The sequence below is a fragment of the Cryobacterium sp. LW097 genome (assembly GCF_002205495.2).
In the GTDB taxonomy this organism is placed as follows: domain Bacteria; phylum Actinomycetota; class Actinomycetes; order Actinomycetales; family Microbacteriaceae; genus Cryobacterium; species Cryobacterium zongtaii.
Genome location: NZ_CP021992.1, coordinates 966,456 through 989,208 on the forward strand (window position 1 = coordinate 966,456; position 22,753 = coordinate 989,208).

17 protein-coding genes and 1 tRNA gene are annotated in these 22,753 nt (G+C 68.2%); 7 read left to right on the top strand and 11 right to left on the bottom strand.

Annotated features, from left to right (window positions below):
• Window position 1: 1 nt before the first annotated feature.
• Complete coding sequence (locus tag B7495_RS04470) at window positions 2-1,231, top strand: MFS transporter (RefSeq protein ID WP_088455517.1); 1,230 nt, start codon at window positions 2-4, stop codon at window positions 1,229-1,231.
• A gap of 91 nt (window positions 1,232-1,322) precedes the next feature.
• Window positions 1,323-2,270: a sugar-binding transcriptional regulator gene (locus B7495_RS04475; protein ID WP_088455518.1), complete on the top strand. Its 948-nt coding sequence runs from the start codon at window positions 1,323-1,325 to the stop codon at window positions 2,268-2,270.
• Window positions 2,271-2,278: 8 nt separating this feature from the next.
• Here the strand turns inward: B7495_RS04475 and B7495_RS04480 are convergent, their stop codons facing one another.
• Window positions 2,279-3,640, bottom strand: a complete 1,362-nt coding sequence (locus B7495_RS04480; protein WP_370028227.1) for a zinc-dependent metalloprotease — start codon at window positions 3,638-3,640, stop codon at window positions 2,279-2,281.
• Window positions 3,641-3,781: 141 nt separating this feature from the next.
• Here B7495_RS04480 and B7495_RS04485 point away from each other — a divergent pair, with 141 nt between their 5' ends.
• From B7495_RS04485 to B7495_RS04495, 3 genes are all read left to right on the top strand, one after another.
• Window positions 3,782-4,888 (top strand): PDZ domain-containing protein, encoded by a 1,107-nt coding sequence (locus B7495_RS04485; protein WP_088455519.1) that lies wholly within the window; start codon window positions 3,782-3,784, stop codon window positions 4,886-4,888.
• Between the two features lie 106 nt (window positions 4,889-4,994).
• Complete coding sequence (locus B7495_RS04490) at window positions 4,995-7,904, top strand: UPF0182 family protein (RefSeq protein ID WP_174776310.1); 2,910 nt, start codon at window positions 4,995-4,997, stop codon at window positions 7,902-7,904.
• A 150-nt stretch (window positions 7,905-8,054) separates the two neighbouring features.
• Window positions 8,055-8,128: transfer RNA gene (locus tag B7495_RS04495), tRNA-Met, on the top strand.
• 44 nt (window positions 8,129-8,172) lie between these two features.
• On the opposite strand, the gene arsA is transcribed toward B7495_RS04495, so the two are convergent.
• Window positions 8,173-10,062 carry an arsenical pump-driving ATPase gene (gene arsA, locus B7495_RS04500; protein WP_088455520.1) on the bottom strand — a complete coding sequence of 630 codons (1,890 nt, stop codon included), beginning with the start codon at window positions 10,060-10,062 and terminating at the stop codon, window positions 8,173-8,175.
• A complete protein-coding gene (gene arsD / locus B7495_RS04505; protein WP_088457904.1) occupies window positions 10,062-10,466 on the bottom strand; it encodes an arsenite efflux transporter metallochaperone ArsD in 405 nt (134 codons plus the stop codon). Before arsD ends, arsA begins: the two co-directional genes overlap by 1 nt.
• A gap of 228 nt (window positions 10,467-10,694) precedes the next feature.
• On the opposite strand from arsD, the gene B7495_RS04510 reads away from it, so the two are divergent.
• On the top strand, window positions 10,695-11,129 hold the full coding sequence (locus B7495_RS04510; protein WP_088455521.1) for an arsenate reductase ArsC: 435 nt from the start codon (window positions 10,695-10,697) through the stop codon (window positions 11,127-11,129).
• 28 nt (window positions 11,130-11,157) lie between these two features.
• The gene (locus B7495_RS04515) at window positions 11,158-11,826 is read left to right on the top strand and encodes a phosphatase (protein ID WP_088455522.1); all 669 of its coding nucleotides are present in this window, start codon (window positions 11,158-11,160) and stop codon (window positions 11,824-11,826) included.
• Window positions 11,827-11,876: 50 nt separating this feature from the next.
• Here the strand turns inward: B7495_RS04515 and B7495_RS04520 are convergent, their stop codons facing one another.
• The 8 genes from B7495_RS04520 to B7495_RS04555 form a co-directional block, all read right to left on the bottom strand.
• Window positions 11,877-12,254 carry a hypothetical protein gene (locus B7495_RS04520; protein WP_134497059.1) on the bottom strand — a complete coding sequence of 126 codons (378 nt, stop codon included), beginning with the start codon at window positions 12,252-12,254 and terminating at the stop codon, window positions 11,877-11,879.
• Between the two features lie 148 nt (window positions 12,255-12,402).
• On the bottom strand, window positions 12,403-15,156 hold the full coding sequence (adhE, locus tag B7495_RS04525) for a bifunctional acetaldehyde-CoA/alcohol dehydrogenase (RefSeq protein WP_174776223.1): 2,754 nt from the start codon (window positions 15,154-15,156) through the stop codon (window positions 12,403-12,405).
• 234 nt (window positions 15,157-15,390) lie between these two features.
• Window positions 15,391-16,533 carry a cysteine desulfurase family protein gene (locus B7495_RS04530; RefSeq protein WP_088455524.1) on the bottom strand — a complete coding sequence of 381 codons (1,143 nt, stop codon included), beginning with the start codon at window positions 16,531-16,533 and terminating at the stop codon, window positions 15,391-15,393.
• Window positions 16,534-16,561: 28 nt separating this feature from the next.
• On the bottom strand, window positions 16,562-17,422 hold the full coding sequence (gene nadC / locus B7495_RS04535; RefSeq protein ID WP_088455525.1) for a carboxylating nicotinate-nucleotide diphosphorylase: 861 nt from the start codon (window positions 17,420-17,422) through the stop codon (window positions 16,562-16,564).
• Window positions 17,416-19,038, bottom strand: a complete 1,623-nt coding sequence (nadB, locus tag B7495_RS04540) for an L-aspartate oxidase (RefSeq protein ID WP_088455526.1) — start codon at window positions 19,036-19,038, stop codon at window positions 17,416-17,418. The genes nadC and nadB overlap by 7 nt, the downstream gene beginning before the upstream one ends.
• 2 nt (window positions 19,039-19,040) lie before the next feature.
• Complete coding sequence (nadA, locus tag B7495_RS04545; protein WP_088455527.1) at window positions 19,041-20,372, bottom strand: quinolinate synthase NadA; 1,332 nt, start codon at window positions 20,370-20,372, stop codon at window positions 19,041-19,043.
• Window positions 20,369-21,109, bottom strand: coding sequence for an NUDIX domain-containing protein (locus B7495_RS04550; RefSeq protein WP_088455528.1), 741 nt, complete (start codon window positions 21,107-21,109; stop codon window positions 20,369-20,371). The genes nadA and B7495_RS04550 overlap by 4 nt, the downstream gene beginning before the upstream one ends.
• Window positions 21,110-21,193: 84 nt before the next feature.
• Window positions 21,194-22,753 carry a glycosyltransferase family 39 protein gene (locus B7495_RS04555; RefSeq protein WP_088455529.1) on the bottom strand — a complete coding sequence of 520 codons (1,560 nt, stop codon included), beginning with the start codon at window positions 22,751-22,753 and terminating at the stop codon, window positions 21,194-21,196.

The window sequence follows — 22,753 nt, forward strand, 5'->3', positions numbered from 1 at the left end:
GGTGTCAGAATTTTCACCCCGCCCCCTCTGGACCGGGCGAACCCTGGCACTGCTGGGCATCGTCCTGGTCGCCGCCAACCTGCGCACTGCCGTCGCGGCACTCTCGCCCATCGTCAGCCAGATCTCCACGGACATCCCGCTGACCGCAACGTCCATCGGGCTCCTCGGTATGCTGCCGCCGGTCTGCTTCGCCGTCTTCGGCATCTTCACCCCGGTCTTCACCCGCCGGTTGGGCCTGGAGAACGTGCTGGTGCTCGCCCTCACCGCGATGCTCATCGGGCACCTCACCCGCGGCGGGGCGGGATCCCTCACCGCCTTGATGATCGGCAGCGTGATCACCTTCGCCGGGCTCGGGGTCGGCAACGTGCTGCTGCCGCCGCTGGTGAAGAAGTACTTCCCCGACAGGGTCGGCCTGATCACCTCCCTCTACGTCACCGTGGTGTCACTGAGCACCCTGATCCCGCCGCTGATCGCCGTGCCGGTCGCGGATGCCGCCGGCTGGCGGGTCTCCCTCGGGCTCTGGGTGCTGCCCGTGGTGTTCGCCCTCGTGCCCTGGCTGACGATGTTCGTGCGACACCGGGTGCAAGCCAGCCCGGGGGCCCTCGTCGAGGAAGCGGAGCCGGCGCTGCTCGGTCGGATCTGGCGTTCCTCGATCGCCTGGGCACTGGCCGTTGTGTTCGCGGCGTCGTCGCTGAACGCCTACGCGATGTTCGCCTGGCTACCGCAGCTGCTCATCGACACCGCGGGCGTGACCCCGGCCCAGGCCGGCACTCTGCTCTCGGTCTACGCCGCCATGGGCATCCCCTGCGCACTGCTGATTCCGTGGCTGACCTCCCGAATGAAAAACGTGGCCATCCTGGTCTACCTGGGGGTCGCCGCTTTCCTGATCGGCGATCTCGGCCTGCTTCTGGCGCCAGGCACGCTCACCTGGCTCTGGGTGGTGCTGGCCGGTCTCGGTCCGCTGTTCTTCCCGCTCACGCTGGTTCTGATCAACCTGCGCACCCGCACCCACGCCGGGTCGGTGGCACTGAGCGGTTTTGTGCAGAGCGTCGGCTACACCCTCGGTGCGCTCGGCCCGCTGTGCGTGGCGCTGCTGCACGAGATCACCGGGGCGTGGACGGCCCCGCTGCTGTTCCTGATCGGCACGGCGCTCGCGATCACCGTGGCCGGCGCGGTTGTCGCGCGCCCGCACCTGCTCGAGGACGACCTGGAGCGCCGGCACCGCTCGTGATCCGCTGCTCATATGAGCAAGATCTGCAACGCATGTTGTACCGGCCGGTCAGCTCCACTTACGCTGGGGCCACTGAGGAAGGCGTCAACGAATGACCGACATCGACGAGCTGCTGTCTATTCGGGCGGCCGAGCTGTACTACGAAGAGGACAAGACCCAGGACGAGATCGGCACGATCCTCCGGATCACTCGTTGGAAGGTCGGCAGGCTGTTGGCCCAGGCCAAGGCGAACGGATTCATCCGCATCGAAATCGTGCATCCCCGCGCCCGCCGGCTCGGCCTCGAACGACAGCTGCGCAGAGCCACCGGCCTCGTCGATGCAATCGTGGTGTCCACTGCCGGTGTCGTCGACGAACTCGACCTGCAGAAACGCACCGCGCAGGCGGCCGCTGACTACCTCAGCGCCCTGCGCCCGGTGCCGCGCACGCTCGGTATCAGCTGGGGGCGCACCCTGCACGACATCTCGGAACAGCTCAAGCCCGGTTGGGCGAACGGCGTCAACGTCGTGCAAATCAACGGCGGCGTAAGCCTGAACGCCCGGCCGGGAACCGCCGCGGCCACCGCCGTCAGCATCGCCCAGAAGGGCGGGGGCCAGTTCACCTTGTTGCCCAGCCCCGCGATCCTGGAACGGGTCGAGACCAAGTTGGCCATCGCCTCCGACCGCTCGGTCGCGGCGGTGCTCGAGATGGGCGCCGCGGCATCCGCCTATCTGTTCAGTGCGGGCCAGGCCGACGCCGGCTCCGCCCACGTCGACAGCGGTTACCTCACCCCGGACCAGGTCGACGAACTGGTGCGCAAGGGAGCCGTCGGCGATGTGGTCGGCCGGTTCATCGACAGTGCGGGCCAAATCGTCGACCCGGCGCTGGACGAGCGCACATTCGGTATCCCGCTCGAGCAATTACGCCGAGCGAAAACTTCCGTCGCCGTGATCGGCGGCCCGCGCAAGCACGCCATCGCCCGCTCCGTCGTTCTCAGCGGCCTGTGCACGGTCCTGATCACCGACGAAGACACCGCCCAGGCGCTGATCGGAGCCGCCTGACCCCTTCGTTACGCCTCGTGGGGACGGTCGGGGTTGTCGTCTCGGAGGAGGTCGGCCAGGGCCTGGTCGATGTCGTCCAGGACCGGGGGCTCGCCCTTGGCGGTGGAGGTCAGCCGAGCGACCAGGGCCTGCGGGTCGTCGAGGTCCGCGGACGTCGGCAGGATGTCGGGATGCGCCCACAGGGCGTCCCTGGCCTCGTTGCCCACAGCGTCGGTGACGGCCTGCCACATTGCGGCGGCCTCACGCAGACGGCGGGGGCGCAGCTCCAGGCCCACCAGGGTGGCGAAGGCCGACTCTGCGGGGCCGCCGGATGCCCGGCGCCGCTTGACGGTCTCGTTGATCGCGTCGGCGCGCGGCAGCCGGCTGGTGGCCTCCACGGTGACCACGTCGACCCAGCCCTCCACCAGGGCGAGCATGGTCTCGAGCCGGCCGAGGGCGGCCAGCTGGGCGTCGGACTTGGGCGGGATCAGGGAGCCGTTCACCATGGCGTCGCGCAGTTCCTCGGGGTTCGACGGGTCGAAGCCCTCGGCGAGGGACTCCAGCCGTTCGGTGTCGATGCTGATGCCGTGGGCGAAATCGGTGATCGAGCTGATCATGTGCAGACGCAACCAGCGGGAGTGCCGGAACAGGCGGGCGTGGGCGAGCTCACGCACGGCGAGATAGATCTGCACCTGGTCGATGGGCACGTCAAGGCCCTCGCCGAACTCGGCGACGTTCTGGGGGAGCAGGGCGGCCTGCTGGTCGCTGAACAGGGGGATGCCGATGTCGCCGCCGGAGACGACCTCGCTGGCGAGCTGGCCGACAACCTGACCCAGCTGCATCGCGAACAGGGTGCCGCCGAGGCTACGCATCATCTGGCTGGCACCGGCGAGCATGCCCTTGAGCTCCTCTGGGGCCTGTTCGGTGAGCACGTTGGTGAGCGAATCCGAAATGCTCGTCGCGACGGGCTCGGAAAGCTGGCTCCACAGCGGCATGGTGGCGGTCACCCACTCTTTGCGGGTCATCAGGCGCGGGACAACCGTGAGCTCGGCGACGTTGATCACGTCATCCAGCCAGAGCGCCGCGATGTGGAAGGCCTGCTCGAACTCGGCGCGCTGGGCGTCGGTCGTGCTGAGCTGCCCGGTGGCCGCGCGTTCCTGGCCCTGCTGCAGGGCGATGCCCCAGTTGATGCCGCCGTCGCCGCCGCCCTTCAGGGCGCCCTGCAGCTGGCTCATCAGCGCCGCCACACTGGCGGGATCGTTCGGGAGTCCGGCCGCGCCGGCTAATTGGCCGGGGTCGATGGACGACTTGCCCGACAGGATGTCTCGGAGCATGTCCCGGAATTCGTCTTCTGGGTTCTGACCTTCGTCGGGTCGGGAGTCATCGGCCACTTCAGGCACCTCTCAGTTGCGTCCCCCTACGCTAGCCCGAGAACCCCGGCTAGAACTGGGAAATGACCTACGCTGGGTTCTTGCCTTGTCGCCCGTAGCGAACAGCTTGCGCACTTCCCCTTCATCCTTCTAAGGAGCCTGGTGGCCCTCTTCACCGCTGACCCGCATTCAGGCTCCGACCGACCCCGCAAGGGTTCGCGCACGGGGTGGGTGGTGCTGGGTATCGCACTGGTCACCGGGCTCACCCTGGCGATCGTGCCGTCACCGTATGTCGTGGAGAAGCCCGGGCCCGTGTACAACACGCTCGGATCCGCCGAATATGACGGGGAGAAAACCGACCTCATCACGATCCCGGACGAGACCGTGTACCCGACGGAGGGCACGCTGGACCTGCTCACGGTCTCGGTGCTCGGCAACCCGGACAACCGCCTGAACTGGTTGACGGTCGCGTCGGCCTGGCTCGACCCGAGCCAGGCGGTGGTGCCGATGGAGTCGGTCTTCCCGGCCGACGTCAGCACCGAACAGCGTGACGAGCAGAACCAGGCGGCCATGGTGAACTCCCAGCGGGACGCCATCGCCGCGGCGTTGACCAACCTCGGCTACGACTACCCGACCGAACTGAGCGTGGTGTCACTGGCCGACGAGGCGCCGGCGACCGGCCTGATCGAGGCCGGCGACCTGATCGAGACCGTCAACGGGGAAGCCGTGGCCGACATCACCGCGCTGCGGGCGGCACTCACCGCCAGCGGCGCCGACGCCCCGGCCACCATCGGGCTGACCCGCGACGGCGCCGAGCAGAGCGTCGAGGTCACCCCCGTCGACGTCGACGGCAACGTGGTTCTGGGAATCAACGTCAAGTCGGAGTACAAGTTCCCGTTCGACGTCAACATCCAGCTCGACAAGGTCGGCGGGCCCAGCGCCGGCATGATGTTCGCGTTGGGCATCATCGACAAGCTCACCCCGGGGTCCATCCATGGTGGGGCGGATGTCGCCGGCACCGGAACCATCGACCAGTCCGGCAGTGTCGGCCCCATCGGCGGGATCCGCCAAAAGCTCTTCGGAGCCAAAGAAGCCGGTGCCGAGTGGTTCCTGGCGCCCGCCGCCAACTGCGACGAGGTCTCCGGTCACATCCCGGATGGCTTGACGGTCCTGGCCGTGAGCACCCTCGACGAGTCCCTCGCTGCGCTGGATGCCATCGGCACCGGAGCCGACACCGGCGACCTGCCGACCTGTCCGGCAACCCGATAGCACGGGCACTTCTGGGTGAGCCCTCAGCGAACTCGGGGTTTGCCCTGAGGGCGGCTGCATAGAATGAGGGTCTGACCCCCGATCTATCAGAGCAAGAGGCCAATTCGTGACCACATCATCCGCTGGAAGCGCTCCACGCCGGAGCCGTGCCCCGCTCGCCATCACGGCAGCGATCATTGCGGGGCTGGTGATCTTGTTCTTCATCTTCGCCGGGCTCTATGCCGACGTGTTGTGGTTCGACCAGCTCGGCTTCCTCAGCGTGCTGACCACGCAATGGATCGCCAGCGCGGTTCTGTTCGTCATCGGGTTCCTCGGCATGGCCGTGCCGGTCTGGGTGAGCATTCAGCTCGCCTACAGGCTGCGCCCGGTCTACGCCAAGCTGAACTCGCAGGTCGATCGTTACCAGCAGGTCATCGAGCCGCTGCGCCGGCTCGCGATGTACGGCATCCCCGCCCTGCTCGGCCTCTTCGCCGGTGTCGCCGCCGCGACCCACTGGCAGACGATCCTGATGTGGCTCAACCGCACCGAGGCGGGCACCACCGACCCGCAGTTCGGCTTCGACGTGTCGTTCTACCTCTTCGACCTGCCGTTCTACCAGTCGCTGCTGGCCTTCAGCTCCGCCGTCGTGCTCATCTCCGCGCTGGTCGCTCTCGCCACCTCCTACCTGTACGGCGCCATCCGCGTCACCGGCCGTGAGGTCTTCGTGGCCAAGGCCGCCCGCGTGCAGATCGCCATCACCGCCGCGGTCTACCTACTGCTGCAGGGTGTCAGCATCTGGCTGGACCAGTACTCCACCCTCACGCAGTCGAACGACCTGATCACCGGCGCCGGTTACACCGACGTCAGCGCCACCATTCCCGGGCGTGCAATCCTGGCCGGCATCGCGGTCTTCGTGGCCATCCTCTTCATCGTCACGGCCTTCATCGGTCGTTGGCGCCTGCCGGTGATCGGCACCGCGTTGCTGATCGTGAGCAGCCTGCTGATCGGTTCGCTCTACCCCTGGGTCGTGCAGCGCTTCCAGGTGGACCCGAGCGCGAAGACCCTCGAAGCGCCGTATATCCAGCGCAACATCGACCTCACCCGCGATGCCTACGGCGTCGCCGATGTGGAAGAGATCCCCTACACCGCCACCACCGAGGCCACGCCAGGCGCCCTGCGCGAGGACGCGGAGACCACTGCCAACATTCGCATCCTCGACCCCGCCCTGGTCAGCGACGCGTTCGCCCAGCTCGAGCAGTTCAAGCAGTACTACCAGTTCCCGTCCAAGCTCGACGTGGACCGCTACACGATCGACGGCAAGTCCCAGGACACCGTGGTGTCGGTTCGTGACCTCAACCTCAACGGCCTGAGCAGCGAGACCTGGGTCAACTCATCGGTCGTCTACACGCACGGCTACGGCGTCGTCGCCGCCTACGGCAACCAGCGTTCGGCCGACGGCCAGCCGGTGTTCCTGGAGAACGGCATCCCCACGTCGGGAGCGCTCGGCGAGTTCGAGCCGCGGGTGTACTTCGGCGAGACCTCACCGACCTACTCGATCGTCGGCGCCCCTGAGGGCACCGACCCCATCGAACTGGACTATCCGTCCGGCGAGGACGGCGCCCAGCAGACCTACACCACCTTCACCGGTGACGGCGGTCCCAGCCTGAACGGCCCGTTCAACAAGCTGATCTACGCACTCAAGTTCCAGTCCGAGCAGATCTTCCTGGCCAACGCCGTCAACGACGAGTCCCAGATCCTCTACGACCGCGACCCGATCACCCGCGTGCAGAAGGTCGCCCCGTACCTCACGCTCGACTCCGACCCGTACCCGACCGTCGTCGACGGACGCATCAAGTGGGTTGTGGACGCGTACACGACCTCGGCCAGCTACCCGTACTCCACCGCGGTCAGCCTGAGCGACGCCATCGCCGACACCGAGACGCCCGAACAGCCGTTCGCGCTGGACAACATCAACTACATGCGCAACTCCGTCAAGGCGACCGTGGATGCCTACGACGGCTCCGTGACCCTGTACGCCTGGGATGAAGAAGACCCGCTGCTGCAGACCTGGCAGAAGATCTTCCCGTCGACTGTCGAGCCGATGAGCGAGATGACCGGCGACATGATGAGCCACGTGCGTTACCCGGCCGACATGTTCAAGGTGCAGCGCGCGGTCCTGGGCAAGTACCACGTGACCGACCCCGGTTCGTTCTACTCCGAAGACGATGCCTGGACCACACCGAACGACCCCGTGTCGCCGAGCACCAACACCACCCTGCAGCCGCCGTACTACCTGACGATGCAGATGCCCGGCCAGGATGCGCCGTCGTACTCGCTGTACTCGACCTTCATCCCCAACGCGTCCGGTGAAACCAGCCGGAACGTCCTGACGGGGTACCTTGCCGCCGACGCGGATGCGGGTGCCACCGACGGGGAACGGGCGGAGGGTTACGGCAAGCTGCGCCTGTTGACCTTGCCGAACGACATCACGGTGCCCGGTCCCGGCCAGGTGCAGGCCAAGTTCAACGGTGATCCCACGATCTCCGCCGAGCTCAACCTGCTCAAGCAGGGCCAGTCCAGCGTGCTCAACGGAAACCTGCTGACGCTGCCCGTCGGTGGCGGTCTGCTCTACGTGCAGCCCGTCTACGTGCAGTCCACCGGTGAGACCAGCTACCCGCTGCTGCAGAAGGTCCTGGTGGCCTTCGGTGACCAGATCGCCTTCGAGGACACACTCGATAACGCACTCAACGTGCTCTTCGGCGGTGAGTCCGGGGCCAACGCCGGCGACACCGACGTGCCGGCCGTGGAAACGCCCGCCCCGGGCGAGGCTCCCGTCGACGGAGGCACAGCCCCGTCGACGACGACCGGTGACCCGGCGACGGATGCTCAGATCAGGTCGCTCCTCGCGGAAGCCAAGCTGGCCGTGACCGAGAAGCAGGCGGCCCTGACGTCGGGTGACTTCTCCGCTTATGGGGTTGCCGACAAGAAGCTGAATGATGCGGTCGCCGAGCTGCTGGTGCTGCTCGACCAGCAGTAGCGTGTAGTTGGCCGCCTCATCCATGCGCGGGTGGTGCGCCGGGGAAACCCGGTCGCACCACCCGCGTTTTGTCTGTGCCGGGTGCGACGCGCCCGGGCGGCGTCCCCGATTCGAGGGCCTTGGGTAACTGTGGTAACTTAGTTCTTGTAGCGCGGGGTGGAGCAGTTCGGTAGCTCGCTGGGCTCATAACCCAGAGGTCGTAGGTTCAAATCCTGCCCCCGCAACTAAAACAAAAGTCCCGGTCTCGAAAGAGACCGGGACTTTTGCGTTAACCCCCTGACAGGCCGGCCAACGCCGGAATGCCGATCGGCTCCACCGCCAGAAGCGGCACGATAGCGGTGCGGGCGGCGTACCGGGTGCGGACCGCGTCGATCTCGGGCAGCTCGTTGGCCGCCCGGCGCTTCAGCAGCGCCGAGGTCGGTGACGCCGCCGCGATCGAGTTGTTCACGATCCACGCCCACGGTTCGATGCCGGCACGCCTCAGGTCCTCCTGCAAGCCTGCGGCCTCGAGCACCGGAGTGGTCTCGGCCAGGGTCACCAGCAGTACCTTGGTCTGGGCCGGATCCTGCAGCTTCATCATCGGGGTGACGAAGTGCATCGAGGTGCCCATCTGGCGGGCGATCTCCCGGTGATAGGACCCCGCCGCGTCGAGCAGTAGCAGGGTGTGCCCGGTCGGGGCGGTGTCGAGCACCACGAATTTGTTCTTGGCCTCCCGGGTCACCTTGGAGAAGGCCTGGAAAACAGCGATCTCTTCGGTGCACGGCGATCGCAGGTCTTCGCGCAGCATGGCCAGGCCCTGTTCGTCGAGGCGGCTGCCCTTGGTGGTCAGGACGTGCTCGGTGTAGCGCTCGATCTCCACGGCCGGGTCGATGCGGGAGACCTCGAGGTTGGTGAGTTCGCCGGCGAGGGTGTCGGTCAGGTGCGCGGCGGGGTCTGTTGTGGTGAGGTGCACGGCGAAGCCGCGTTCGGCCAGGGCGACGGCGACGGCAGCCGCCATAGTGGTCTTTCCCACGCCGCCCTTGCCCATCAGCATCACCAGCCCGTGGCCGTCGGCGGCGATCTGGTCCACCAGAACCTCAAGGCCGGCATCCCCGAGTTGCCCCGCACCGGACGAACTGCCCAGGTGTGCGGGGGCAACTTGTCCGGACGTGGGCAGCTCGGCGGCGGGCTCGGGGCTCACAGAGCTGCCGTCGTGGGGGAGGAGGCCGCGGAGGGCGGGCAGGCCCACCATGTTCGTGGCCATCAGCGGCAGGTAATCGGTGGGCAGCGCGACCAGCACGGGGTCGCGGGCGTCGAGCGCCCGCTGTTCCCGCAGGCGGATGGCGGCCGCCAGTGGGTCGTCAGCCCCCGCGGGGGGCCCCGTTGCGGGTGAGGGCAGTTCGGCATCCGGGCCCGGCAGCACACCGTTGATCACCAGGTACTGCCGGTCCATGCCGATCGCGGCCAGCTCGGTGTGGGTGCGGGCGGCCTCGGCCAGGGTGGAATGCTGGGCGCGGGAGACGAGCACCAGACGGGTGCGCTCGGGGTCGCCGAGTGCCGCCACGGCCTGCGCGTATACCGCGCGTTGCTTCTCCAGGCCGGACAGCGGGCCCAGACACGACGGGTCGCCCTTGCCCGCGGTGAGGAACTCGGTCCAGTCGCCGGGCAGCTGCAGCAGCCGGATGGTGTGCCCGGTCGGTGCGGTGTCGAAGACGATGTGGTCGTACGCGGCGGCCCAGGCGGCATCCGTGAGCAGGTCGGTGAACTCGTTGAACGAGGCGATCTCGGTGGTGCAGGCGCCGGAGAGCTGCTCCTCGATCGAGGCGACCTCCGCGGCGGGCAGCAGGCCACGCACCGGGCCCACAATGCGTTCGCGGTACTGCTGAACGGCCTGCTCCGGGTCGATCTCCAGCGCGACAAGCCCGGGCACGGCGTCGATCTGAGTCACGGTGTTGCCGATGCTGACGCCGAACACCTGGCCGACGTTCGAGGCCGGGTCGGTGCTGACCAGCAGCACGGATGCGCCGCCCTCGGCCAGCCGGATCGCGCTTGCGCAGGCGATCGAGGTCTTGCCGACGCCGCCCTTGCCGGTGAAGAACAGGAACCGTGGGGCATCCGCCAGGAAGGCGGTGGAGCTGCGGGTGCCGGTGTCGAGAAGGATGTCGGTGCCGACGGTCATCAGCAGCAGCCTTCGCCGCCGCCGCCGCCGCAGCAGCCGTCAGCGGAGGCACCGGGCTGGGCGGCACTGAGCAGCGACGGCCGGTCTTCGGCCGCGGGGGCGCCCAGGCCGGCCCACTTGGCCAACTCGGGGCGGGACGGGTACCGGCCGGTGAGCACGGTGGCGCCGTCGACCATCGTGACGGGAAGACCTTCCTGGCCAACCGTGTGCAGGAAACTGCGCATGGTCTCGTTCTCGGCGAACGCCAGGGGCTCCTGGGCGAGGTTGAACCGGCGCACGCTGCCGCCGGCCGAGGTCGCCCAGTCGATGTCGGCCGACACCGTCACGAGCTGCTGGTCGACGTCGACACCACAAATGCCAGTGCCGCAGCACAGGCCGGGTTCGAAGATCTGGATGGACGTCATGGGAGCCTCGGTATCCGCCGGGCGATGCGACACGGTGTCGAGCGCATCCGGCCATCCCAGCATATCGACGTGCATCGATTTACACCATTGCCGACCGGCGCCGGGAGTGGGTGAACGGGAGGTGAATGGCGCGTGAGCGGCTCAAGACAATTTCTGCACTGGTGCCGCAGCCGGCGTGAATCGTCTATATTGACAGATGTCGATCAATCACCAGCCGAAGGAATCCCCATGTCTGACCTCAGCGCAGGTACGTCCGCCGCCAAGCCCACAGTTCTGTTCGTCTGCGTGCACAATGCCGGCCGGTCCCAGATGGCCGCCGGATACCTGACGGCGCTCTCCGGAGGTCGCGTCGAGGTGCTCTCGGCCGGTTCCGAGCCGAAGGACCAGATCAACCCCGTCGCCATCGAGGCCATGGCTGAAGACGGCATCGACATTGCACACAACGTGCCCAAAATTCTCACGACCGAGGCCGTCAAAGACTCCGACGTCGTGATCACCATGGGCTGCGGCGATGCCTGCCCGATCTTCCCCGGCAAGCGCTATGAGGACTGGGAGCTGGCCGACCCGGCCGGTCAGGGCATCGAATCGGTGCGCCCGATCCGTGACGACATCAAGGCTCGCATCGAGAAGCTGCTCGCCGAGATCCTTCCCGTCACCGCCTGACCACCCGACACTCGACAAGGCGAAGAAAATGGATGTTTCGGACCGTCGCCCCCTTCCCGGTCTCACCTTCCCGGAGGCGTACCTGCACCGTCTTTCCGACGAGCTCTCGCTCAAGTTCTCCGGTATCTTCGGCCTCGAGACCGTGGAACGATACGTGCTCGAGTCGTACACGAGCCTCCTGCGCGGATCGACGGTGCGCGCACACGTCGCCGCTCGCACGGTTCGGTTCGCCACGGACCGGCTCACCGCGCTCGCCCAGGCCAAGGGCGCGATTGCCCGGGACGTCCCCGAGGTGCTCTTCGTCTGCGAGCAGAATGCGGGCCGGTCCCAGATGGCCGCCGTACTCACCGCGCACCTCTCCGGCGGGCGCGTTCACGTACGCAGCGCCGGCTCGATGCCCTCCGGTGAGATCCACGCCACCGTGATCGCCGCCATGGCTGAAATCGGCCTGGACCTGGGCGAAGAGTTTCCCAAGCCCCTCACCGACGACGTGGTGCAGGCCGCCGACGTCGTGGTGACCATGGGTTGCGGCGACGCCTGCCCGGTCTACCCGGGCAAGCGCTACCAGGACTGGGAGCTGGCCGACCCGGCCGGACAATCGCTGGAAGCCGTGCGTGACATCCGGGACGACATCCGCGCCCACGTCGTCACGCTGCTGACCAGTGTCGGTGTGGAACCCCACTCCCTCCCGGCCTGATCAGACCCGGCTCGCAGCTCAGCCGCCTTGTCGTGGCGCCAGGAATTCGGCTAGTCCGCGTTCGGGGCGTCTTTGTGCTTCGTGAGTTCGGCTCGATCGTCGGCGGAGGACTGACGATCGCTCTTGGCGTGGGAGCGGTCCAGCGCTGCTGCTCGCCGTTCTCCGTGGCCTGAATATATTTCGCTGGTGTCCAAAAAGGCCTCGAGGTCGGCGGCTTCGGCACGCTTGTCAGACTCGACATCGCGGATGTCGGCCTCATCGTCCCGTCGGTGTGCGTCCACCAGGATCTTTTCGATCTTCTGATCCTGGGCGGCTTGGCTGGAGGTTCGAGCCTCGTCCTGCTCGTCCTGCTCGTCCTGAGGGATGCGGGCTGAATCGGGTCCAGCAGCGTCAGCGTTGCCGTGCGGAGTGTCAGTTGGGTTGCCCACAGTGTCCATCTAACACCAATGGGTGGTGAGGAGCGACGGGCGACCGCGACCGCCGGCACCGTTCTCGCAACACAGAACGGCCCCGCACGAGAGTGCGGGGCCGTTGTGGTGGTGCAGGTCGAACGGTTGTTGCTGTGACGCGTGGAGCCTACTTGCCGGCCTTGCGGGCGGGCTTCTTGGCGTCCTCGGTCGGAGCGGCAACCACTGCACCGGTCTCGTGCGCGGCGTCAACCACGGCTGCGCGTCCGGCGCGAACCTCGGCGAACGACGTGCCGTAGTACGCGGCTTCCATGAGGGTCTTCATGTCCTCGAGCATCGGCATCCGCGGGTTGGCGGGTGCGCACTGGTCGCCGTAGGCGCCCATGGCGAGCGAGTCGAGGCGGCTGATGAAGTCCTCTTCCGGCACACCCTGTGCCTGGAAGGACGGCTTGATGCCGACCTGGTCGCGCAGCTTCTCGACGGCCTTGGCGTAGGACTCGACGCCCTCGGCCGGGGTGGAGGCCGGGAGGCCGAGGTGCTTCGCGATTTCCTGGAAGCGCTCCGGGGCGATGTAGTGCTCGTACTTGGGCCAGCTGGTCAGCTTGGTCGGTACGGTGCCGTTGTACCGGATCACGTGCGGCAGGTAGGTCGCGTTGACCCGGCCGTGGATCAGGTGCAGCTGCGCGCCGGTGACGTGAGCCATGGCGTGGACTATGCCCAGGAAGGCGTTACCGAATGCCATACCGGAGATCGATGCGGCGTTGTGCATCTTCTCGCGAGCCTTGATCACGGCGTCATCGGTGCTGCCGATGGTGCCCTTGACGCTGGTCTCGATGTTCTCGAAGATCAGCTTGATCGCGTGCAGGCAGAGGCCGTCGGTGAAGTCGTTCGCGTACACCGAGACATACGCCTCAGTGGCGTGGGTCAGGGCGTCGAAGCCGGAGTCTGCGGCGAGGAACGACGGCATCATGGCCGTGAGCACGGGGTCGATGATCGCGACGGACGGGATCAGCGCGTAGTCGGCCAGCGGGTACTTGACGCCGGTGACGTCGTCGGTGATGACGGCGAACGGGGTCATCTCGCTACCGGTGCCCGAGGTGGTCGGGATGCAGACCAGCTTGGCGAGCTCACCGAGGTCGGGGAACTTGAACGCGCGCTTGCGCACGTCGAAGAACTTTTCCTTCATGTCGGCGAAGTCGATTTCGGGGTGTTCGTACAGCAGCCACATGACCTTGGCGGCGTCCATCGGCGAACCGCCACCGAGGGCGATGATGGTGTCCGGCTTGAAGGCGCGCATTTCCTCTGCGCCCTTCTCGACGGCGGCAACGGTGGGCTCGGGGAGCACGTTGTCGATGATCTGCAGGGCAACGCGGCCCTCACGGCGGTTGAGCACGTCGAGGATCTTGTCGACGAAGCCCAGGCGGGTCATGGTCGAGTCGGTGACGATGGTGACCCGGGTGACGTCGCGCATGTCGGCCAGGTAACGGATGGCGTTCGGCTCGAAGTAGGTCTTCGCGGGGATCTTGAACCACTGCAAGTTGTTGTTCCTCCGGCCGATGCGCTTGATGTTGATCAGGTTGATCGCCGAGACGTTGTTCGAGACGGAGTTGTGTCCGTACGAACCACAGCCGAGCGTGAGCGAGGGGATGAACGCGTTGTAAATGTCACCGATGCCACCGAGCGAGCTGGGGGCGTTGGTGATGATGCGGACAGCCTTGACGCGCTTGCCGAATTCTTCGATGATCGCGGGGTTTTCGCTGTGGATCGAGCCCGAGTGGCCCAGTCCGTCGAATTCCACCATCTGCTCGGAGAGCGAGATGCCCTCTTCGGCGTCCTTGGCGTGCATGACGGCGAGCACCGGTGCCAGCTTTTCGCGGGTCATCGGCTCGTGCGGTCCGACTCCGGACACCTCGACCAGGATGATCGACGTTTCTTCGGGGACGCTGAAGCCGGCCTGCTGTGCGATCCACACCGGCGACTTGCCGACGACGTTCGGGTTCAGCTTGGCGCCGGCGCAGTTCTCCGAGTTGGCCTGCACGCCGAAGATGAACTCTTCGAGGAGGGCCTTCTCTTCTGCGTTGGTGCGGTAGGCGTGCAGGATCTTGAACTCGGCCATGGCCTCGTTGTAGAGGGGCTCTTCGATGATGACGGCCTGCTCGGAAGCGCAGATCATGCCGTAGTCGAAGGCCTTCGAGAGCACGACGTCGTTGACGGCACGCTTGAGCTTGGCGCTCTTCTCGATGAAGGCGGGCACGTTGCCGGCGCCGACGCCCAGGGCGGGCTTGCCGCAGGAGTACGCGGCGCGGACCATGGCGTTTCCACCGGTCGCGAGGATGAGTGCCACACCGGGGTGGTTCATCAGCAGGGTGGAGGCCTCGAGGGACGGCTGTTCGATCCACTGGATGCAGTTGGCGGGTGCGCCTGCTGCGATGGCGGCGTCGCGGACGACGCGGGCGGCGGCTGCGGAGGACTCCTGCGCGGCGGGGTGGAAGCCGAAGATGATGGGGTTGCGGGTCTTGAGCGCGATGAGCGACTTGAAGATCGCGGTGGACGTACAGTTCGTGACCGGGGTGATGCCACAGATGACGCCGACGGGCTCGGCGATCTCGGTGATGCCGGTGAGCTCGTCGCGGCTGATGATGCCCACGGTCTTGAGGTTCTGCATGCTGTTGGTGACGTGCTCGCACGCGAAGAGGTTCTTCACGGCCTTGTCTTCGAAGACTCCACGGCCAGTCTCAGCGACGGCGTGCACGGCGAGCGTGGCGTGCTGGGACAGCGCGGCGACGGAGGCCTTCTTGACGATGTAGTCGATCTGTTCCTGGGTGAAGTCCGCGTAGTCCTTCAGCGCGACGTTGCCGGCGGCAACCAGGGTGTCGATCTTCGTAGCTATGGGAGTGGCGACTGGTTGGTCTGTGATCGTCATAGTTTTCCTCCTGGACAACCCGATCTGGGATCTTTGTCTCTGGTTCAAACATAGGCTGCCGGAACGCCCAAAACACGGGCCAAAGGTCCCACGTGCACTGCCTTTCGGCGCCCGTTCAGCATCCGTTCGCCCTGCACCGCAACTGTGCCCCGTTCGGACAATTGCGCCCGGCGCACCGGGCGCAGTTGTCCGGTTCGGGAACAGTTGCGAGCGAGGGGGCGGCCGGGGCGCTGGTCAGCCGGCCAGGCCGCGCACGGCGGCGACGGCCTCGCGCACCCGGGTGGCTGCCTCGGTCAGCTCCGCGGCGGTGGTGGTGGCCGACAGGGTGAACCGCACAGCGGTCTGGGCGAGATCGGCGGGAATGCCCAGGGCCGTGAGCACGTGTGACGCCTCGTCGCTGCCGGCGGCACAGGCCGACCCGCTCGAGCAGACGATATCGTGGCGTTCGAGCTCGAGCAGCACGGCCTCGCCGCCGGTGCCTGCGAAGGTGAACGAAGCATGGCCGGGCAGCCGGTGCAGCGGGTCCCCGGTCAGCGCCGCGCCGGGGGTGCTCTTCAGGACCGCTGCGACGAAACCGTCGCGGAGCACGGTCAGGGCGGGCGCGAGCTCCCGCCGTTCGGCCTCGGCCAGGTCGAGGGCCACGGCGAGCCCCACGGCCCCGGCCACGTTCTCGGTGCCGCTGCGCCGGCCGCGCTCCTGGCCGCCGCCGTGCAGCACCGGTTCGACCTGCAGGCGACCGCGCAGGTACAGCGCGCCGACGCCCTGGGGCGCGCCGAGCTTGTGTCCGGAGATGCTCAGCGCGTCGACGCCGAGGTCGACGACGTTCAGCTCCAGCCAGCCGGCGGCCTGCACGGCGTCGGTGTGGAACGGTACACCGGCCGCGCGGGCGATGGCGGCGAGTTCCCGGATGGGCTGCACGGTGCCGATCTCGTTGTTGGCGTAGTGCACGGTGACGAGGGTGGAGTCGGGCCGAAGAACCCTGGCGAGCTCGGCGGGATCGACCCGGCCGGAGGCATCCGTGGTCAGCAGGGTGATCTCGAAGCCGTGCAGCCGGCGCAGATAGTCGCAGGACTCGAGCACGGCCTCGTGCTCGAGGGCGGTGCTAACGATGTGCCGGCCGCGCGGGGAGCCCAGGGCGAGGCCCTTCACCGCGAGGTTGGCGGCCTCGGTGCCGCCGCCGGTGAGGGTGATCTCGCCGGGCCGGCAGCCGAGCACCCCGGCGATGCGGGCGCGGGCGGCCTTCAGCGTGGCGGCCGCGGCCTCACCCACCCGGTGGTGGCTGGACGGGTTGCCGAAGCCGCGGGTCATGACCGGCCAGATGGCTTCGGCGACCTCGCGGCGCAGCGGCGTCGTCGCGGCGTTGTCCAGGTAGATCATGGCTGCTCCGGGTTCGGGGAAGGGGTGGTCAATCCTCGGTGAGGATCACCACGTCCAGGCCTAGGTCGAGCGAGCGAACGCTGTGGGTGAGGGCGCCCACCGAGATGACGTCGACGCCGGACTCCGCGATGCGTCTGACGGTGTCGAGCGAGACGCCGCCGCTGGCCTCCACGATGGCCCGGCCGGCGACCAGGCGCACGCCCTCGCGGAGGCTGTCGGCGTCGAAATTGTCGAGCATGATCGTATCGATGCCGGCCGCGAGCACGGGTTCGATCTGCTCGAGGGTATCCACCTCGACCTCGAAGTGGGTGGTGTGCGAGAGCTTGGCGCGTACGGCCAGCAGCGCCTCGGTGAGGCCGATGCCGCCGGCGCTCAGCACAGCAAGGTGGTTGTCCTTGGCCATCACGGCGTCGGAGAGGCTGAACCGGTGGTTGTGGCCGCCACCGTCGCGCACGGCCTGGCGTTCGAACGCGCGCAGGCCGGGTGTGGTTTTGCGGGTGTCGACGATGCGGGCCGCGGTGCCGGCGGTCTCAGACACGTACCGGGCGGTGAGGGCGGCGATGCCGCTCATCCGCTGCACGAAGTTCAGTCCGATCCGTTCGGCCTGCAGGATGCCGCGGGCCGGGCCGGACGCCTCGGCGAGCAGGTCGCCCGCAGCGAAGGCGGCGCCGTCGGTGACGTGGAGGTGCACCGCGATGCGTGGGTCGACCAGTCGGAACGCCGCAGCGAACACGGCCCCGCCGCTGAACACGCCGGCTTCCCTGGCCACCAGCTGGGCGGTGGCGACGGCGTCGGCGGGGATCAGCATCTCGCTGGTGAGGTCGCCCCACGGGGCGTCCTCGTCGAGGGCGGCCCGCACGACGGTGTCGATGGCGTGTGTGGTCAGCATGCGATGGCCTCCGAAGGCTGCGATGGAACTGTGAGAAGAGGGCGGGTTGACGCCGGGTGCCGGGTGAAGCGCGGCCGGGCGAGTTCCGGGCGGCTGTCTGGGAAGTCAGCGCGGTGGTGGGCGCCGCGGGATTCCTCGCGGGCCAGGGCTGCGGCCACGATCAGGCGGCCGAGGTCGAGCAGGTTGCCCGTCTCGAGCTCGGCGACAGTGGCCCGGCCCCGGTCGACGGCCCGCCACCCGGCCAGGGTCACGGCGGCCCGGGTCAGGCCAGAGCCGGACCTGTGCACTCCGGCGGCCTCCCAGAGCAGCTCCTGCAGGGTGCTGCGCTCGACGAGCGTGCCGGCCTCATCCGGGTCGCTGCCGAGTTCGGCAACTGCCTCGAGGTCGTCGAACAGCGGCGGTAGCTGCTCCTCAGCGTCGAGCGCGCGCACGGCCCGATCGGCGAAGACAGCGGCTTCGAGCAACGAGTTGGATGCCAGCCGGTTCGCGCCGTGCGCTCCGGTGCGGGCCACCTCACCCACCGCGTAGAGGCCGGCCAGCGAGGTGCGGCCCCAGCCGTCGGTGGCGACTCCGCCCATCCAGTAGTGCGCGGCCGGAGCGACCGGAATCGGTTGCACCGCCCAGTCCAGCCCGGCGGCGCGGCAGGCGGCCGTGATGGTGGGGAACCGGCTCTCGAGCAGGTCACGGCCGAGCCCGGTGGCGTCCAGCAGCACCGGGGCGCCGCCCTGCTTTTTCATCTGGGCGGCGATGCTGCGCGCCACGATGTCGCGGGGCGCGAGCTCGGCATCCGGGTGGATGGCCGGCATGAACCGTTCACCGGTGCTGGTGAGCAGCACGGCGCCCTCGCCGCGAACGGCCTCCGACACCAGCGGGGTGCCGGGCACCGCGAGCGCGGTCGGGTGGAACTGGTAGAACTCGACGTCGGCGACGGCAGCGCCGGCCCGCCAGGCGGCGGCGACACCGTCGCCGGTGGCGATGGCCGGGTTGGTCGTGTGCCGGTACAACGCTCCCGCACCTCCGGTGGCGAGGATCACGGCGTCGGCGGCGACCGCGTGCTGGGTGCCGTCCGGCCCGAGCAGCATCGCGCCGGTCACCCGGACCGTGCCGGGGCCGTCGGTCACGATCAGGTCGACGAGCATGGTGTGTTCGTGGATGGTGATCTGGTCGCCGCCGAGGGCGTGGGCGCGCTTGGCCCGCTCCTGCACAGTGGCCACCAGGGCGGTCTCGATGGCGGCGCCGGTGGCGTCGCCGCCGGCGTGCAACACCCTGGACCTGGAGTGCGCGGCCTCGAGCCCACGGGTGATGCCCGATTCGTCGCGGTCGAAATCGACGCCGAACCGGATCAGGTCGCGCACCCGGGCCGGGCCTTCCTCGCAGAGCACCCGCACGGCAGCGGGGTCGCAGAGTCCGGCGCCGGCGCGCAGGGTGTCGAGGATGTGCGCGTCGGTGGAGTCGTCGGGGAACAACGCCGCGGCGATGCCGCCTTGGGCGTAGCGGGTGTTGCTGTCGGAAAGGGCGGCCTTGGTCACCAGGGTCACCCGGTGGCCGGCATCGGTTGCCCGCACCGCGGCGATCAGCCCGGCGAGGCCGCTGCCGACGACCAGCACGCGCGTCATGGTCAGGCTCCGGTCACGACGGGGGCGACGGGACCGGCGGCGGGCGGCTTGGCGGCGAGCATCCGTTCGAGCGCCACCCTGGCGTGCCCGGCGACGTCGTCGGCGACCGTGATGCGGTTGAGCACCTCCGCCGGCACGCCGTCGCCGCCCACGAGAGCCTCGAGTACCCAGGCCAGGTAGCCGGAGTGGATGCGGTACATGGTGGAGCACGGGCAGACGACAGGGTCGAGGCAGAAGATGGTGTGCTGCGGGTACTGGGCGGCGAGGCGCTGCACGAGGTTGATCTCGGTGCCGATCGCGAACGTCGACCCGGCCGGTGCGGCCGCGATGGCCTTGGCGATGTAGTCGGTGGAACCGTATTCATCTGCCGCATCCACGACCGCCATCGGGCACTCGGGGTGCACGATCACGCGCACGCCCGGGTGCTCAACGCGGGCAGTCTCGATCTGCTCGACGGTGAAGCGGCGGTGCACGCTGCAGAAGCCGTGCCAGAGGATCACCTGCGAGTTCTCGAGTTCGGCCTCGGTGTTGCCGCCGAGGGCCTTGCGCGGGTTCCACATCGGCATCCGCTCGAGGGGAACGCCCATGGCCTTGGCGGTATTGCGGCCCAAGTGCTGGTCGGGGAAGAACAGCACCCGCTGGCCGCGCTCGAAGGCCCACTTCAGCACGGTCTCGGCGTTCGAGGAGGTGCAGACAATACCGCCGTGCTCGCCGCAGAAGCCCTTGAGCGCCGCGGAGGAGTTCATGTAGGTGACCGGGATCACCGGGACGCGCCCGTCGGCATCCGGTTCGGTGCCGTAGAGCTCTTCGAGCTGTTCCCAGCACTCGGTGACGGAGTCGATGTCGGCCATGTCGGCCATCGAGCAGCCGGCGGCGAGGTTGGGCAGGATCACGGCCTGCTCGGGGCGGGAGAGCAGGTCGGCGGTCTCGGCCATGAAGTGCACGCCGCAGAAGACGATGGCTTCGGCATCCGGCCGGCTCTGGGTGGCCACGGCGAGCTGGAAGGAGTCGCCGATGAAGTCGGCGTGCTGCAGCACCTCTTCGCGCTGGTAGAAGTGGCCGAGCACCACAACACGGTCGCCCAGGGTGGCCTTGGCAGCGCGGATCCAGTCGCCCAGTTCGCCGTTGGATGCCGTGCGGTAGCGCGCGGGCAGCTCGCCCTGGCGGGGGGATCCGGTGGGGATGACGTCGCCCATCGAGGAGCCGGGCCCGTAGCCGGGGGCCTTGTCGTCGAAGTACCACGGGTCGACGGCGAGGTCGGGGGTGCAGGTGCTGCCCGTGCTCTTGCCCGTGCTGATCAGACGGATGGTGCGGTCGACCGATGCGATGGTCATGTCGTGCTCCTCGGGGAGTGCGGGGTGGTTTGGAGGGGAGTTTCGGGCCAGCCGACCGTGGAGCCCAGGGGCCCCTCGGCGATGGAGTGGGAGTCGTTGTAGCGGTAGAGCCGCGGCGGCCGGTGCGGTACCCCGGCCAGGCGGAGCCCGGTGTCGACGACGGTCCCCGTCGACTCGATCATGCGGCGGAAGTTCGCCGGGTCGAGTGCCCGGCGCAGGACCGCCTCGTGTACGTCGCGCAGCTGGGCCAGGGTGAATGTCTCGCCGAGGAAGGCGTGCGCGATGCGGGAGTATTCCACCTTGGTGCGCAGACGCCATAGCGCGTACTCGACGATGTGGTTGTGGTCGAACGCGAGCTCGGGCAGCCGGTCGGCCGGGAACCACTGCACGTTCTCATCGACGGCGGCGAGGTCGGCCTCGGTGGACTGCACCAGAGCCCAGTACACGATCGAGACGACGCGGCTGCCCGGGGAACGGCTGAGATCGCCGAAGGTGTACAGCTGCTCGAGGTACTTGGGGGAGAGTCCGGTGGTTTCCCGCAGGGTGCTGGCCGCGGCGGTGGAGAGCTCCTCCTCGGGCGGCAGCCAGCCACCCGGCAGCGCCCACAGGCCCAGGTACGGGTCCCTGGTGCGACGGACCAGGGGAAGCCAGAGCGTCATGAAGCCGGACTCGACGTCGGGCCGGAGCGCGAAAATGACCGTCGAAACCGCAAGCACAGGCGGGTGTAGATCGGTCATCGGGCATCCCTCGAGTAAAGGTCAATATGACTCTAACGTGAGGTCCATCATATAGTCATCGTGACCAGAAGTCACACCCCGGGCTCACGGCATCGTCAACCTCGTCATTTCGATGAGGATGGTGCGGTTGATCGTGCGGGACGACACGATGGAGAAACCCGCCTCGCGGAGCACGGCAAGGTCGGTTCCGGTCGCCGTTCCCCGGCTCCCGACATTCTGCAGGAGCCAGACTCTGTCGGTTGCAGCCAGCCGGAAGGCGGCCACCTCGAGCGGGAGTGTGCGGTCCCACAGCCCGTCGGTGTTCTCGAACGACTCGTCGCGGGTGATGTCGTTCAGCCCGACGAACGCCGCCGGATAGAGGTGCCCGGCCAGGCGCGGGCGCCGCGATGGCCTGGTGCTCTCGTCAAAGACGACGGCATCGCGTGGTCGGGCCTCTGCGCGCAGGATGTCGGCCGTCTGGCGCCAGTCGCTGCCGTGGTCCTTCGCGAAGTCCGAGCGTTGCGCGAGATAGCCGGGCGCCGCGAGGGTCACCACGAGCAGCAGGGCAATCGCCCGAGCCCAGAACGGCCGAAGCCCCACGATGCCCACGGCCATCAGGATGGCGGCCGCCGGCGCGCAGATCGAAAGGTACCGATAGGCGTACATCGGCGTGATCAGGTTGGTGCCGATCAGCAGGGTGGTACTCGGCACGACCAGCCAGGCCAGCAGGACGACCAGTTCGGCCCGCGGCACCCGCCCGGGCCCGGCGTTCACGCCGACGCCCTGGAACCGGGGGACGAACGCGGTCAGGCAGCCGACCGCGATCAACAGCCAGGCGAGGGCGGCCAGGGCCGGAGTGTCGAACCACTGCTGGACGGCGGCGTCGAGCGGGCTGGCCTGTGCGCGTCGGGCCAGGAAGGCGATCTGGTCACGCTGGGTGTGGGCCAGGATGATGATCGGTGAGGCCACCGCCAGCGCGGCGCCCACCCCGCCGGCCCACGTCAGCACGGTGACGCGTGGGCTGTGCCGGGTCAGCAGAGTCACCACGAGCCCGTGCACCGGCACCAGCAGCGCGATGTAAACGAATACGGTGATGCCCGCGGCCAGCAGCGCCGCGTAGCCGGCCCAGAGCGCCAGGGTCAGTGTGGCAGTGGTGGGCCTGGACCGCACGATGTGCACGAGGAGCACTGTGCACCACACCGCGATCATGGTGGCCAGGGCCGTGGACCGGGCCTCAGCGCCCATATACGTCACTCGGGGGAGCACAGCGAAGACGAGGGCGGCGAACAGGGCGACGCGCGGGTTGACGAGCATCCGGGCCAAGACGGCGGTGCCGGCCGTCGCGGCGCCGATGGACAGGGCGCTGAGTAGTCGGGTAGCGAACTCCGACGCCCCGAACACGTCGATCCAGCCGTGCAGAAGCAGATAGTAGACACCGTGCACGGCATCGACCGTGCCGAGCATCCGGAACAGCGACTGAAGCGACCGCTCGGCGGAGAGCACGCTGGCTGCCTCGTCACCCCAGTAGGACGGCTGCCAGGACCCGGCCACCGACACCAGGAAGCCGACCAGGCCGAGCAGGGCCGCGGTAGCGGCGAAGCCGCGCCGACCGTGTCTCGTCGGCTCCGGGGCCTCGACGAGCGGAGAGGCGAGAACAGTCGTCAC